This window comes from Streptomyces sp. NPDC018019 (genome assembly GCF_044327805.1).
Lineage (GTDB): Bacteria > Actinomycetota > Actinomycetes > Streptomycetales > Streptomycetaceae > Streptomyces.
This window is the reverse complement of sequence record NZ_JBIRGD010000047.1, coordinates 1-14837: the sequence shown is the minus strand read 5'-3', so window position 1 is coordinate 14837 and position 14837 is coordinate 1. Positions and strand designations below refer to the sequence as shown.

11 protein-coding genes and 2 pseudogenes are annotated in these 14837 nt (G+C 68.8%); 5 read left to right on the top strand and 8 right to left on the bottom strand.

Features of this window, described 5'->3' with window-relative positions; genetic code table 11:
* Positions 1–937: 937 nt before the first annotated feature.
* Entirely contained in the window at positions 938–1201 is a 264-nt protein-coding gene (locus tag ACH4FX_RS40695) for a hypothetical protein (RefSeq protein ID WP_398486673.1), read from the bottom strand.
* A gap of 231 nt (positions 1202–1432) precedes the next feature.
* A complete protein-coding gene (gene tpg, locus ACH4FX_RS40690; RefSeq protein WP_398486671.1) occupies positions 1433–2023 on the bottom strand; it encodes a telomere-protecting terminal protein Tpg in 591 nt (196 codons plus the stop codon).
* Positions 2024–2115: 92 nt separating this feature from the next.
* On the opposite strand from tpg, the pseudogene ACH4FX_RS40685 reads away from it, so the two are divergent.
* From ACH4FX_RS40685 to ACH4FX_RS40675, 3 genes and pseudogenes are all read left to right on the top strand, one after another.
* Positions 2116–2574, top strand: a pseudogene (locus tag ACH4FX_RS40685) (DUF6233 domain-containing protein); the annotation flags it as partial.
* Between the two features lie 632 nt (positions 2575–3206).
* On the top strand, positions 3207–4205 hold the full coding sequence (locus ACH4FX_RS40680) for an aminoglycoside phosphotransferase family protein (protein ID WP_398486669.1): 999 nt from the start codon (positions 3207–3209) through the stop codon (positions 4203–4205).
* A gap of 890 nt (positions 4206–5095) precedes the next feature.
* Positions 5096–6283 carry an Ig-like domain-containing protein gene (locus ACH4FX_RS40675; protein WP_398486667.1) on the top strand — a complete coding sequence of 396 codons (1188 nt, stop codon included), beginning with the start codon at positions 5096–5098 and terminating at the stop codon, positions 6281–6283.
* A 105-nt stretch (positions 6284–6388) separates the two neighbouring features.
* Here the strand turns inward: ACH4FX_RS40675 and ACH4FX_RS40670 are convergent, their stop codons facing one another.
* Positions 6389–6880: a VanZ family protein gene (locus ACH4FX_RS40670; RefSeq protein ID WP_398486666.1), complete on the bottom strand. Its 492-nt coding sequence runs from the start codon at positions 6878–6880 to the stop codon at positions 6389–6391.
* Between the two features lie 214 nt (positions 6881–7094).
* Positions 7095–7278: pseudogene (locus ACH4FX_RS40665) on the bottom strand (IS5/IS1182 family transposase); the annotation flags it as partial.
* Between the two features lie 54 nt (positions 7279–7332).
* On the opposite strand from ACH4FX_RS40665, the gene ACH4FX_RS40660 reads away from it, so the two are divergent.
* Positions 7333–9138, top strand: a complete 1806-nt coding sequence (locus tag ACH4FX_RS40660) for a pentapeptide repeat-containing protein (protein WP_398486664.1) — start codon at positions 7333–7335, stop codon at positions 9136–9138.
* An 842-nt stretch (positions 9139–9980) separates the two neighbouring features.
* Here ACH4FX_RS40660 and ACH4FX_RS40655 read toward each other — a convergent pair.
* The 4 genes from ACH4FX_RS40655 to ACH4FX_RS40640 all read right to left on the bottom strand — a co-directional run bounded on the left by ACH4FX_RS40655 (position 9981) and on the right by ACH4FX_RS40640 (position 13312).
* Complete coding sequence (locus ACH4FX_RS40655; protein ID WP_398486662.1) at positions 9981–10448, bottom strand: hypothetical protein; 468 nt, start codon at positions 10446–10448, stop codon at positions 9981–9983.
* Between the two features lie 47 nt (positions 10449–10495).
* Positions 10496–11575, bottom strand: a complete 1080-nt coding sequence (locus ACH4FX_RS40650; RefSeq protein ID WP_398486660.1) for a helix-turn-helix domain-containing protein — start codon at positions 11573–11575, stop codon at positions 10496–10498.
* A gap of 185 nt (positions 11576–11760) precedes the next feature.
* On the bottom strand, positions 11761–11958 hold the full coding sequence (locus tag ACH4FX_RS40645) for a hypothetical protein (protein ID WP_398486658.1): 198 nt from the start codon (positions 11956–11958) through the stop codon (positions 11761–11763).
* Between the two features lie 508 nt (positions 11959–12466).
* Positions 12467–13312 (bottom strand): DUF3592 domain-containing protein, encoded by an 846-nt coding sequence (locus ACH4FX_RS40640; RefSeq protein WP_398486656.1) that lies wholly within the window; start codon positions 13310–13312, stop codon positions 12467–12469.
* A 308-nt stretch (positions 13313–13620) separates the two neighbouring features.
* Here ACH4FX_RS40640 and ACH4FX_RS40635 point away from each other — a divergent pair, with 308 nt between their 5' ends.
* Positions 13621–14181: a Ku protein gene (locus ACH4FX_RS40635; protein ID WP_398486654.1), complete on the top strand. Its 561-nt coding sequence runs from the start codon at positions 13621–13623 to the stop codon at positions 14179–14181.
* Positions 14182–14837 lie beyond the last annotated feature (656 nt).

The window sequence follows — 14837 nt, the reverse complement described above, 5'->3', positions numbered from 1 at the left end:
TCCGCCAGATACGGCACAACGACTGACAATCCTGAAACGATCACTGGATTAGCAGCTCAGCGCATTGCGTAGGCAGTGATCCTTAGCGGATTCGTCACAATAGAAAATCCCACGGAGATCACTACATTCCGAAATGATCACTGAATTCGCACTTCAGAAGCGCTCTCCGCCCCGGAGCCTCCACGAAACCCCAGGTCAGCCAGATACGGCACAACGACTGACAATCCTGAAACGATCACTGGATTAGCAGCTCAGCGCATTGCGTAGGCAGTGATCCTTAGCGGATTCGTCACACGTTATCGGCCGCACGGCGGCCATGGGGCCGCTCCGCTCACCCAGGTCCGGGGCTGGCGGCCGGCGGCTCCTTCCACCTTGAGACACCAGGGCTTGCCAGCGCACTGCCCTCCGAGTCCGGGGGCACAGGTGCACTCCGGGTCGCGCTCCGTCACCTGCACGACGCGGTAGAGCTCTGGGCCGCCATTGGTCAGCCTTCCGTGGTAACCAGCCGAGGTGTGGTACCACGGGACAACTCGAATCGGCTTGCCGCTGCGCACTGTAGTCGGTCCGGGAGGGGTGTCACGTTGATCGGCGCGAGGCCCGAAGCCGGGGTTCAGGCCCGTGATTCCGGTCCGACGGAGAGCGTGACACCCCAGCGTGACAGCCGGATCGGGGGCACGTGACACCCCAGGTGCGACAGCGTGACAGTCACTCCTGGTGATCACGAGTATGGCTGTCCCCCAGCTACCTCCCAGCTCACTAGCCACCCCTCATCAGGAACATGTCTGTCTGGGCAAACAGTCCCCCAGTCCCCCAGACATCACAGTTATTACAGGCATTTCAGGCCCCAATCTCCCAGTCCTCACAGGTCTGTCCCCCAGGTACTGGGGGACAGCGGAGCGTGACCGGAGGCGTCGGAGCAGGCCGTGCAAATGCTGCGCTACGACCGGGCGCGGGCGAAGAACGCGGCCAGGGCGCCGGTGGCTTCGGGGTCGGTGGTGGCGAGCCGGGCCGCGAACGCCAGCTGGTCGGCGTCGTCGGTGTCCGGGTCGTAGACGGTGCCCGGGACAGCGGTGGCGAGGCGCTCCCACTCCGCGAGCTCCGCGCGGCCGCGCTCGTCGTCTGCCAGGTGCTCGTGTCGGGAGTCCTGCCGAGCGGCAAACCGGGCGTCCTCGAGGGCCACCGCGGCGACGGCGGCGTCCATGCCCTTCGCCCGGCGGCGTACGACCCGCCGGCCGATGCGGGCGGGGTCGACCAGCTCACGGGGCGCGGCGGCGCGCGGGGTGAGTGCTCGGCGCGAGGTGCGCCGGGGCGACCAGGACGTCGTCGTCTTGGAGCCTCGATTCGAAGTACGAATTCAGGAGCGGGCCTCCGCCAGAGCGCTGTACGGCGACCCGCTGAACACGTTTCATAGCAGGTCCTGAATTCGAGTGTGTCAGAACCGGAATTCGATGCTCTGAACGTCCGTCAGTGTTGTCTCCAAACCAGCGGCGCGGGTGCCCAATTCCGTGAAATAGGACTCGGTTATGGCCTGCGCGACGATCGGATGCAGGTTCTCCTCCGTCGCACCGGCCTCCTGCAGTTCGAGGATCTGCTTCGCGTAGATGGGGGAGATCGCCGTGGTGTTGGTGCGCTCGCGGCCGTCGTCCGATCTTCCCTTGCACGTGAATCCGAAGCGCGCCTTCACGTCCACCATCATCCCGGTGGAGGTGGCTGCCCGCTCGCGTGCCTGGGCTCTGACCTGCGGTTGCCACTCGGACTCGGTCGCTTCCACCAGGGCGGCCTGCAGGCGCTTCTGCGGGGTCTTCGGCTTCCCTGCTCGGTAGCGCTCGATCGTGCGCGCCGAGGTGCCCACGTGCTCGGCCAGGGCCCGCGCGGAGTCCTTGGTCCGCGTGAGAAGGAATTTCATCTGTGCCTTTGCCGATTTCGGCGCGGGCCGGGTGAACATCTTGCGCTCTGCCCGCGCGAGGACCTCCAGGACCTTGCTGCGGCGCGGGGCCGGCTGCTGAGAGTCGTCGATTGCCATGGCTGCATGGTGGGCCACCCGGCCTGTGGACAAGGGCCGCATTCGTGCAGGTCACCGCTGGTCCTGTCCGTGCTGGCGCCTACGGTGGAGGCATGTCGACGTCCTTCGCCCCCGAGCCGGTCCCGGTATCCATCCGGGTGCTGCTGCCCGGCGACCAGGAGGTCGTCGCGCACCTGTGGGCAAAACGCCAGGTGCGCGACGGCTGGCTGTACGAGGTGGGCCTCCCCGCGAACCGCAACGGGCCCGGCGACTCCGTGGAGCCTGCCGAATACCAGGTCTGGGTGCGCGCGCCGCAGCACGTGCGGCCGTTGGAAGGCGTCTCGTACGACGACGTGCCCACCGAGTACCTGCCGCCGTCCGCCGTGGACCAGGTCCTCGGGCCCCGCCGCCCGTCTGGCTGGGGCCTGGCGAGGGCCGGCGGCCGCGGTCCCGGCCGCGGCGGTGTCGTGCACGCCGTCGACTGCGATGAGGCCCCGACCGGTGCGCCGGTGCTGACCCTGGAGCGGGCGCTGGACGTGGCGCAGCAGCCGGGCGTCCGGCTGTGCTCGCTGTTCCGGCACGCGAAGAAGAACGGCCAGATCTTCCGCAACCCCACGATCCGCATCCGGGTCCCCCGGCAGACCGGCGGCGTCCTCCAGACCCTCGTCCTGGCGGACATCGACGAGGCCATCGCCACCGCCACCACCCCAGACATCCGGCTCATCGTCGCCCTGGCGGCCGTCCACGCGGCACGGCCGAAGATGATCCGCACCATGCAGCTGGACGATGTGGATCTCGGGAACAGGCGCATCACCGTCGGCGGCCACGTCCGCCCACTCGATGACCTCACCCGCCGTGCTGTCCTGGACTGGCTCGACCACCGCCGCAACCGATGGCCGAACACGGCCACCCCCCACCTACTGATCACCCAGAAGACCGCCGTCGAACTCGGCCCGGCCAGCAAGCTCTGGACCACCCGGGCCACCCGCAACCTCACCGCCACCCTCGAACGACTCCGCGTCGACCGCCAGCTCGAAGAGGCCCTCACCCACGGCGCCGACCCGCTCCACCTCGCCCTCGTCTTCGGCATCGACGAGAAGACCGCCATCCGCTACGCGGACTCAGCACGCGCACTTCTGGGAGACGCTGCCGAGGGGCTCGAAAATCGATGGAGAACCGGCGGGCACGATGCTGGGATGGCGCGATGCAACATGAAGCGTCGATGGTCGTGGACCGGGGCCAATACCAAGATGCGGTCACGCCCTGGGAGCAAGAAGCCTGGCGAGACGCTGCCCTCGGATGGGCTGAGCGCGAGCTCGCTGCACGCGGCCTACGCGAGACAGGGCAACGGAGAGTGCGGCTACGACCATGGTCTGTTCTGGTGCGCCTGCCGGTCGAAGAACACAACGCCGTATGGTTCAAAGCCAACCCGCCCGCCAGCGCCTTCGAGGCGACGCTGACCTCAGCCCTGGCCCACTGGGTGCCGGAGCACGTATTGGAACCACTCGCCGTCGACGTCGACCACGGCTGGTCGCTGCTTCCCCACGGCGGCGAGCTCTTCAGGGACGTGCTCAACCGCAGCCCCGCCGATCCACGAGTCTGGGAAGAGCTGCTGGGCCAGTACGCGAGCATGCAGCACGCGCTTGTTCCGCACGCTCACGAGATCGAGCTGCTCGGTGTCCCCAGCGCACGCACCACTGCGCTTCCTGACGTCTTCGACCGAGTCATCGCGGAGAACACCACACTTCAGCCGGACGACCTCAAGAGGCTGTATGAACTCCGGCCGCGCCTCGTGAACTGGTGCACTGAACTTGCCGACGTGGGCATCGCTGACTCCCTCGACCATTCCGACCTCCACGACGGCCAGCTGTTCAACCCAGAGCCAGGCCGATTCACATTCTTCGACTGGGGCGACGCCGCGGTCTCCCACCCTTTCTGCAGCTTCCTGGTCCCGGCCCGGGCAGCCAGTGCACGATACGGGTCCGAAGTGCTGCCACGGCTACGGGACGCCTACCTGGAACCCTGGGTGGGAGGCGGTCGAACGAGCGCAGAACTGCGACGCGCGGTGACTCTGGCGTGGCGACTGAGTGCTCTAGGCCGCGCGTGCTCCTGGGGCCGCCTCTTCCCCGGAGCAACCACAACCACAGGCGCTGCAGAAAGCGCCAACTGGCTGCTGCAACTCTTCACCGAGCCACCGATCTAAATGTCGGGGCCTCCAGCCACAGCTTGCCGGCCTGCGCTCTTCTGCCCGCTCAGCATCCTCGTGTTTCACCTGAACCCACGGATGCACCGGCCTGAAGCACACGGGGAGACCCGTGCGTTCGCGCCGAGGAAGCTTCGGTTTCCCTGAGCCCACGGGACTCCTGGCCCCGGAGTCCTAACTCGGGCACCAGCCGCAAAGTAGCGGGGTGAAAACGCGCTCGCTGCCTGGTGGCGGCCCGATCCGGTGCGCTGGACGAAGGGCACACCGGGGAGGCGTTGCGGCGGGCAGGAGACCATATCGCGATCTTCTAGTGCTGCAGTGGGATTTCATCATTCCCGCTGGTCAGGCGCGGTCTATCGAGCCCAGCGGGCGGACGGGACCTACCGGGCCGGTTGGGGGATGCCGCTTCAGTCGCGAACGCGTCTGCGGTAGTGGCAGGCGCGGGCGATGGCCTGGATGGCGTCTGCGCCAGTGGGGCCAGGTCAGTGCGCCGGCCTGAGGGCGGACCTCTGTGACGGTGAGCGGGGCCAGGCCGGTTGCATCGTTTCGGCCCTTTATTTGCTCGTGGCCGCGGCCATGGCGGCGAGGAAGGCGTGCGCGAGCATGGCCAGGGTGATGTGCCGATGCCAGCCCGGTTAGCGGCGCACTTCGTACTGGTCCAGGCCACGCTACCGCAGCGAGGCGGGCCGGCCCGGCCCGCAGGCGTTGGCCGAGAGGGAATGGCTGGCCATTCGCGGGGCCGTGGCCGACCGACACCGTCACGTGACGGACATCACGCAGTAAAGGGGCGCATTTGGGCGGAACCGGGACGGTATGGAGACGGTCTGTGGGGGTGTTGGGGCCGACGTCCGGTTGGCCCGTCACCTCACATTGCTCCAGGAGTCGCTGCCGTGATCCGTACGCCGTCCGTTCCCCGTGCCCTGCTGCCGCTGCCCGCGGCCGCCGGGCTGCTGCTCGTCACCGCCTGCGGCGGCCCGGCCGGCGAGGAGAGCGGGGCGCGGGACGTGACGGTCGCCATGGCGCCGGCCGACCGGGCCACCGGCGTCGCCCCCGGCTCCCCGGTCACCCTGAGGGTGACCGGGGGACAGGGCACCCTCGCCGACGTGAGCGTCACCGACCAGCGCGGGCAGCGCCTCGACGGCTCGCTCTCCGCCGACGGCCGCTCCTGGACCTCCGTCCCGGCCACCCGGCCCAGCAGCACCTACACCCTCGCCTACACCGCCAAGAGCGCGGACGGGAGCAGGCGGAACGGCTCCGGTACGGTCACCACCGCCGCGCCGGAGAAGCCCAACAAGCTGGAGCTCCGGCCCGGCAACGGGGCGACTGTCGGCGTCGCGCAGCCGGTCTCGGTCCTCTTCGACCACCGCGTCGGCGACGCCGAGAAGGTGGACATCGAGCGGAACCTGCGCGTCGAGACCTCGCCGAGGACCGAGGGTTCCTGGGGCTGGGTGAAGGACTTCGGCGGCCACGACCGGATCGACTGGCGGCCCAGGGACTTCTGGAAGCCGGGGACCAAGGTCTCGCTCAAGGGCGAACTCGCCGGTCTGCCCAGCGGCCAGGGCCGCTACTTCGCCCGGAACTACGCCACGTCGTTCACCATCGGCGAGAACCGCGTCGTCACCGTGGATGTCGCCGGGCACCGCATGGCGGTCACCGAGGGCGGCAAGGCCGTGGCCTCGTACCCGATATCCGCCGGTTCCGACACCTACCCCACCCGAGGTGGCACGCACGTCGTCCTAGCCAAGAACGCCAAGGAGACGATGAAGTCCGCGACGGTCGGTCTGGGCGACGCCTACCCGAGCCTGCCCACCACCTCGGTCATCCACCTGACGTCCTCCGGCACCTTCATCCACGCCGCCGACTGGAACGCGGACCAAATCGGCTCGGCCAACACCAGCCACGGCTGCGTCGGCATGCTCAGCTCCGACGCCAGAAAGCTCTTCGACCGCGTCCGGCTCGGTGACCCGGTGATCGTGAAGAACACCCGGAACACCGAGATCACCGAACCCGGCAACGGCATCGGCGCCTGGCAGATGGACTGGCCGGCCTGGAAGAAGCGCAGCGCCCTCAAGGGCTGACCGCCCGGCTGTCGCCGCCTTGCGCCCGGTGTCCGCGAACCGGCCAGCGTTGGGGCGCGGAAGCCACGCCACCGGCGGCCCGCGCACCGAACCGGCCGGCCCCTCTCAGAAGTGGGACGCGAACGGGGTCTTCTCCCGCCGGGAGAACAGGTCGCGGAGCGTGGCGGCGACCAGGTAACCGGCGGCGCAGCCCGCCGTGTTGGCCAGCAGGTCGTTGACGTCGGCCGTGCGCCCGGACGCGGTCAGGTACTGCGTCACCTCGATCGTGAGGGAGGCGAGGAGACCCGCGGCGCAGGCCCTACGGAACCCGCCGCGGACGACCGCGAGGAAGATGCCGCCGGGCACGAACATCAGCGTGTTCAGGAGGAAGTCGACGACGTCCGCGGAGTTGGTCACATCAAGCAGCTCGACGTTCACCGCCTGACCGCCCCCGGACCGGGTGCCGAACGTCAGCCCCACGACACCGGCGGCCCACAGCCAGCCCAGGGCCGCGACCGCACGCAGTGCGACCCGCCGCGGCCGACCGGTGAAGGCCGACGCCACGGCGATGAGCAGGCAGCCGAGGGCGCCCACCGCGAGAGCCACTCCGAAAGACACGTCCACACATCCTTCCCCGGGAGACCGGACCACCAGGCCCCCGGGGTACCGGAATGCCGGGGTGCCGGTCCCTCATTGATCTCCTGTCCGTCCGGAAGGACGTATGCCGCAATTCCTCCGTTCTCGACAAAGAAGTGATGCCGGTCACCAGCCCGTACGCGTCCGGCGGCAAACACGTTGAAGTGCACACTGCCCACAAGGCATCAGCGGCAGCGTCGTCGCAGTGGCCGCCGGTGAGCGAGACCCGCAGCAAAGTGCCGCCACCGTCGGTCAGCACGTGGCCTTTGAGCCCGGCCGTCCTCGGGCAACCGGGCTCGGGCCGACTTTTGGGCGGCTTCGCCCCGCTTGGCCAGCGCGTGCGAGGAGTCGATTGCGGCGCGGGAGAAGTCCAGCCGCTCGACATACCACGGGGCCGAGGCAACCATCCGGCTGACCCTGACCATCCTTGAGGCATGACGCACCCGATGTTTGACCCCTTACTGAACTGGCAGCACTGCGGCCACGGCGCCGACACTCCAGCCGATCCGGACGGGTGCCGCGGCATTCCTGTCCCCGGCCACACCGCCTGCCTGGCGCACTTGGCCGACACTGACCGTACCGGCTACCTCGACACCCTTCGCCCCGGCGCCGATATCGACCACCGTGGCACCCCGTTCACCAAGCACCTGCTGGAACAGCTACTCAGTGCCCTTCACGACCCCACCATCCGACGGGCACGCCTTGGCACCGCCTGGTTCCACGGCGCCGCCTTCCACGAGGCTTGGTTCGGTCACGTGTCCTTCTCCGGCGATGCCCTCTTCACCGGGGCTTCCTTCTCCGGCACCGCCCACTTCAACGGGGCCTCCTTCTCCAGCGACGCCTCGTTCACTCTCGCCTCCTTCTCCGCTGCCTTTTTCGTCGTGGCGTCCTTCTCCGGCCGTGCCTGGTTCGACTCGGCGCGCTTCTCCGACTACGCCGAGTTCCATAGGGCGTCCTTCTCCAGGACCGCCGAATTCTCGGCGGCATCCTTCTCCGGCAGCGCTCGCTTTCACGAGGCGACCTTCGCCGGTGGTGCCGAGTTCAACGTGACGACCTTCTCCGGAGCGGCCCGGTTCGACAAGGCGTCCTTCTCCGGCACCGCTCAGTTCGAAGGGGCGCGTTTTGAAGTGGCGCCGCGGCTGGGGCCACTGGTGTGTGCTGCGGACGTGCGCCTGGATGGCGCGGTGTTTGGTGCCCCGGTGACGCTGGAGATTTCCGCACCCACAGTGACCTGTGTGCGCACACAATGGGAGTCAGCAGCCACACTGCGCCTGCGCTACGCCGAGGTGGACCTGAGCGACGCGGTCTTCGAGCACCCGGTGACTGTCACCGCGCACACAACACCGTTCCCGACATTCCGCGACGACTCGCAGCCGGAGCCGGAATTGCCCGACCGGGGCCCAGGGGTGCGTCTGACGTGCGTGCGCGGGGTCGATGCGGCATACCTGGCGTTGCACGACATCGACCTCAGCGCCTGCCGGTTCGCTGGCGCGATCCACCTCGACCAGCTCCGCGTGGACGGCTGGTGCACCTTCGGCAGCACCCCGGCCGCCACCGTCTGGTACAGGAACCTGCCCCGACGCTGGAGCTTGCGGCGCACGCTGGTCGAAGAGCACCACTGGCGCGCACGGAGCAACGACCGCCCCTCACAGCTCCGTGGGTGGTCGTCCCCGGCCGGGGACGACCCCGACCTACAACCGGCCGCGCTGGCTGCGCTGTACCGGCAACTGCGCAAGTCGCTTGAGGACGGCAAGAACGAACCTGACGCCGCCGACTTCTACTACGGCGAGATGGAGATGCGCCGCCATGATTCCACCCGTCCGACTGCCGAGCGAGCCCTGCTGGCCGCCTACTGGGCCCTGTCGGGGTACGGGCTGCGCGCCGCTCGCACACTGACGTGGCTACTGGCCGCTATGACGGTCACGCTGCTGGCTCTGATGCTGTGGGGCCTGCCGACCGACAACCCCCAACCAAAAATCACCGGCCGCCAGACCGGGTCCGAAATCACCCTCACCACCAACACCCCCGACCCTCGTAATCCCACCGGGGCCTGGGACGAGCGCGTCACTACGGAACGATTCGAGAAAGCCCTGCGCGTGGTGATCAACTCGGTAGTGTTCCGCTCCTCCGGCCAGGACCTGACCACCGCCGGTACCTACACCGAAATGGCCTCCCGCATCGCCGAACCAGTCCTGCTCGGCTTAGCCGTCCTAGCCATCCGTAACCGAGTCAAGCGCTGATCCCAGGGCAACATCAGCAACTCCACCACCCCTCGCCTCAGCCGCACCCGTCCTGTTCCCGGGCCGCTGGTCATTACCTCGGGCAAGAACCAGCGCGAGCAGCCCGCGGCGGACACTGCCTACCGCATCCTCCCCGAGGACGCCGACGGCCCAAAGTGAGCCAGGACGCCCCACCAGGGACCTCAAGATCAACTCAATCCTTGGCTTCCGGCGATACCCGACTGACACATCCGGTGTCGGAACCACTGACACTTCCGCGTCGGGCGACAGATCGCTACCTTGCGGATCTTGGAGTCCAGTCCGAGCTTCGGCGTCTCACCTGCGACAACGCGCCCTCAAGCAGCAGCGGCTGACTCTTGAGCCGCAAACAATCGCCCCCAAGATCCGCAAACTGCCCTCCCCGGGCCTGCCCCTGACCTGCTGCGGAACCAACCAAGATCCGAAATCTATGGATCCCGGTCACACGTGTCAGTGCAGCCGTGACTCACAGCCTCCAGGTCCGCCTCGCCCGCGGTGCATCTACCTGCGGAAACAGGCTGTGAGGCTCACAGGCCAAAGTTGCGTTCGGCGCACTGGGCGGCCTGGCGCCCGACCTCGCGTGGGCCAGATCCGTGTGTGGCAGTTCCCTGGCTCTGGCATCGACGTCAGCGGCGCGGGAACCGCGGCCGCCAGGCTCGGTGACCCGTGTGATCTGTGAACGCCCTGGTCCCCGCACCAGGGCGGGTGGCGCAACGGGCCTCTTGTCGGGCCCTGACCTGTGGCCGACCATGCCGTACGGACGGCTCTGCCGCCGAAGCAGCTGAGCGCCCGTGCGCCGCGCCGTTCGCTCTTCCGGGGCCGGGTTATGGACTCGGGGCCAGGCGGGCGTCGAGGGTGTGCTGGGCGGTGCGCAGGTAGTAGGCGTGCATGGCTGCATCGAGCCCGGTTAAGTCAGCGGCTTGGTGCGGGGGTACGTGCTGGAGGTGCAGGAGCATGGCGTCGGCCTGGCGGGCGGGCAGCAGGGTGTAGAGGGTGCGGGCGGCGGTCGGCGGGGCGCTGGTCTGGCTCAGGGCCTGGTCCTCGATGCTGGCGGTCAGGATCTGCCAGGCGTGGCGGGCCGGGCGGCGGCTGCTGAGGGTGCGGCACCAGTCGGTGGCCAGGGCGCCCAGGGCGTGTTCGACGGCACGGTCGGCCGCGGCGCTCTCGCCCAGGCGCAGCAGGGCGTGGCGTCGGTAGGGGGCGTGGCGCAGCTGGCAGAAGGCGGTGAAGTCCAGCGGCAGGCAGATGCTGACGGGTGGTTGGTCGGGCAGGCGGACTGGTGTGGGGTGCATGTCGTCTCCCCCGGGTGACGAGCGAGCGGTGGGGCGTGGCAGGGTGGCTATCCGAAGGCGCTGGCCGGCAGGGCGAGGTTGCTGGCCCGAGTGGGTGCGGATGGGGCCGCGGGGGTGGGGTGGGCGGCGTTCCACAGGGGGTGCAGGGCGTCGGGCCGGCCGTCGAGGGCGAGGACGAGGCGCCCGAGGACGGGCCAGTCGGGCAGGTACTGGCCGTCGAAGACATGCGTGATCTGCTCTTCCGACAGGGAGCCCTGGCACTGGGTGTGCAGGAGATAGGGGTCGGGCCGGCCGGCGGACAGATACAGGCCGCGCAGGGCCGCGTGCAGGGCGCCGACGGCGTCTTCGGAGGTGACCTTGGCGGAGGGGGCGACGCCGCGGGCGGCGCACCACAGGGTGTGTATGGCGGTGGGGTCGCCGTCGCAGGCCACGGTGATGCGGCGGGCCACGCTCCAGGAGGGCAGGCGTTCTCCGGAGATGACGCGGGAGACGTAGGAGGCGGAGACGCCGGCGTCCGCGGCGATGTCGCGGACGGCCTTGCCGCTGCTGCGCTGCAGGTGGGACAGGGCGTTGGCGAACTGCTGGGTGCTGGATAGCCCCAGCGCGGCGGGCGGGGGTCCTTCTGCGTCGCTGGGCGGGCTTGCGGGGGCGCCGCGCTGCTGGGGCAGGGGAACGGAGTCCGCGGCGACGGGGCGGGCGGCCGGAGTGGGCCGCGTCGAAGATGCCGAGTTCTTGTGCTGGGCAGCAGCCCGTCCCCATTTGCGGCGGGCGGTGGACTCGCTGATGCCGGCGGCTTCGGCGACCGTCTCCCACCGGGTGCCGTCGGCGCGCAGCTGCTGCACCGTCAGCGAGTCGAGCACGTCCAGGTGCTGGCGTACGGTCAGCAGAACTTCGAGGCTGTGGACCAGGTCCGGGTGGTCGCCGTATTCGGCATCGAGCAGGCTGCCGGTGGCGCGGTGGACGGCCTCGAGGGCTTCCATGCGCCGCGGGCCGGTCTGTACGGCCTGGGCGGGCGGGCGGCGCCGGCGCTGGCAGGAGCGGAAGCAGTACTGCGGAGGGCGGCCGCGGCCGCCGTAGCTGAGGGGCTTGTGGCAGCAGGCGCAGGTGCGGCGAACGGCTGACGTCATGGGTACCCCTTTCCGGGGGCGTGAGGCGGGGATTTTCCGCATCCGGGCGGGCACTTCGCGCGCCACGAGGCCGTATTCCTGTCCGTGGCGATCGCGGGTGGGTGCCGCCACCGGTCACACGAGAGGACCGGTGGCGTGCCGGGCCCGCGGGCGGGCCCGGCACCGGTGGCGAGCAGCAGGCGGCGTCAGAGTGCGCGAATGCGCAGGTAACGCAGGCGAATACCGCTCCCATCTGCCGCCGCAGCGGTCAGTACCCACAGGAGGATCAGTGGCGTCGGTGCCGCGCCGGTCAGCATCAGGCACACGATCAGCGTGCCGACGAGGGCCGTGGCGGTGACGGTGACTTCCCAGACATACGTTTCGCGGCAGCCGGGCCGCGGCATGCTAGCTTCACGCCTGTCGGGCCGGCTCGCACCGGGCCGGTGCGCACAAGGGTCAGGGGGCACGGATCCAGAGCTCCTTGATCTTCACAGAATGATGAACGAGGCCCCCGGGGCTGGTTGGCCGCCGCCCGGGGGTTTCGTGACGCGACAGGACGCTACGCCGGTGACAGCCCGACTCGCCACCGCTACCGTGCGTTATTTCCAGGGTGTATCCGGCCGCGGCGGAAAACCCCGCACACGACCCACCAGTACGATCAAATACCGCCAGAACCAGATGACGAACGCGCCCAGGCAGTCGCCACCGAACTCCTGAACCCGAGCACTCAGGGACCTCGGCTCCTTGTGGCGCACGACACCCGTGGTGTCAGCTTCAACGACTTTCACAGGTAGCGGTCACGGCTTCACCGACTGCTCTTCGGCGGCCGGGACGCTGCCCACGGCGAAGGGCACGCGGCCGCTGCCGCAAGTGGCCGCAGACTGCCACTTGCGGCAGCGACGCGGGCCGGGGTCAGGCCGTCAGCAGTGCGGAGATGACCAGCCACAGCGGGATGAGCATCAAGAGGACTGAGAGCACGCCGAAGAAGGTCAGCACGGTGCCGCGTATGGTGAGCCCCTTGTCGCGCAGGCCTCGGACGCGGGTCGGCGACAGCGGGTCGTAGGTCACGTCCACCAGACTTCTGCCGCCCTTGTGTGCGTGGCCGGCGGTCTGGGTGACGACCAGGCGCTGGCCCTCCAGCGTCCGGAACTCGTACACGGGGTGCCACTCTCCCGAGTCCTCCCCGATGCGGCGCCACTCGTAGTCCCGGATCCGGCCGGGAACGGTGATGCCGCGCCGTCGCAGGATCAGGGCGTCGCGCACCACCTCGGTCCAGCCGAAGTACAGCATCAGCCAGCCCGCGGGACCGTAGGCCATGGTGAAGCCCACCAGGTCGCCGAGACCGGCTTTGGCGCCCTCCTCCACGGCTATGGCGGAGAACGCAAGGTACGGAACGATACCCAGGGCGATCTTCGCGCCCGCCGACAGGCTCGGCAGTCGCCAACGGCGACCGGCGTCCTCCCTCACCACGTGGGTGGGGCCCTGCCCCGTGGCCGGCAGGCGCGTCAGGGCGGTACGCACCTGCTGGACGAAGGCATCGGCGGCGGTGGCGTTGCGGGTGATGAGCGTGAAGGCGCCGTCCTGGACGGCATCGCCGGACAGTTCCAGAAGGACACGTCCTTGGGTATACGCGACGCGGTCGATCGCCGTCAGCGGCACCGTCCACGTGGTGCGGCCGCGCACCACTCGCATCACATACGCCTCCAGCCGGAAGACGACGCCTCGCCCCCGCAACACCACTTCCGGTATCCGCCCCATGCCCAAGATCATAAATGTCGGCAGACAAGGGGGTATCTCCCTGAGCAGGGCAAACATGCCCACCACGGTGTGCAGTCGGCACCGCGACCGCACCCGAACTTGGCGGCAGCGTGCCGCTCCACCGCTTGGGGCCCCGGAAGCAGGGCGGACAGGTGCGGGCGGGCGCAGGTGGCGTGGGGTGGGCGGCGTTCCACCGATGGCTGCTGAGCCGCCGCCTGCTCGCGGATGCTCTAGACCGGTCGTCGTCCTACCCTGAAAGCCCAGGAAAGGGCAGGTCAGCTATGCCGCACTCGCTCTGGCAAGGAGCTTTGAGCTTCGGACTGGTCACCGTGCCGATCTCCCTCCACGCTGCCACCGACAGCGGGCCGTCCGTCTCCTTCGTCCGCGTGCACAAGGCCGACGGCGGGCGCGTACGCAACCAGCCCACCTGCTCACTCGAGGAGACCGAGGTGCCGACCGAGGAGATCGGCCGCGGCTACGTGACCGGCGAGCGGATCGTCCCGCTCACCGACGACGACCTGGCCCAGCTGCCGCTGCCGACCGCCAAGACCCTCACGATCCTCGCCTTCATGCCGACCGGCGACGTCGACCCGCTGCAGATCGAACGCGGCTACTACGTCGCCCCCAACGGCCCGGCCGCCAACAAGCCCTACGTCCTGCTGCGCGACGCCATGGAGGACCACGGCTCGGTCGCCATCGGCAAGATCGCCCTGCGCAGCGAGGAAACCCTGGCGCTGGTACGTCCGATGGGTGATCTGCTGGTGCTGCACTCGCTGCGCTGGCCCGACCAGATCTGCCCCCCGCCGGCGTGGTTCCCGAGCGGCCGGTCGACATCAGCGACGACGAGCTCGCCGCGGCCGAGGAGCTGATGGATTCCTACGGTCCGCTGGATGAGGAGGATCTGCGCGACCACTACCGCGAGCAGGTCGAATTCCCTGTCAAGTTGAAGTGTTCAGGTGAGACCTTGGTGTTGAGGCGGGGAGGCGTCGGGGCGCCTCACGTAGTGCTTGGTCTCTTCAGGCTTCTCTTGAGCCGGGTTTGAAACCAGGGAAGACGTCCCTCGTAAGAGGTTTCTTCAGACAGAGGTGACCTGGGTATGTCTGATGAGGAGCGCGGGCTGACCCGAATTCTTCGCAGGCCCCTGGTGTGCCGTGCCCGTGTTCGTGGAGGTCCCCTATGGGTTCTTACCGATTCGTTTCCCGGGCCGGTGCCGTGCTTGCGACCGCGGTCGTTCCTCTGTCCTTGGCCGGATCTCCGGCCACCGCTGCTTCCGGCATCAACGTCACTGTCCATGGCCCAGTCGTGCAGGTAAGTACAGCTGCCTGCCCGGAGAGCGGGGCTGCATCGCTGATTCGCTACCCCCAGGCGAATTTCTCCCAGGGTCGGATTAAGACAGCGTTTCCTTTGGTGCTGGTGAGTCGTTGAGCCGTTCATGGTGGGCTTGGTGGAACGGCTGGTACCCGATGAGTTGTGGGAGTTGTTCCGGCGGGTGGTACCGCCCACGGAGGTCAAACGTCCGCAGGGC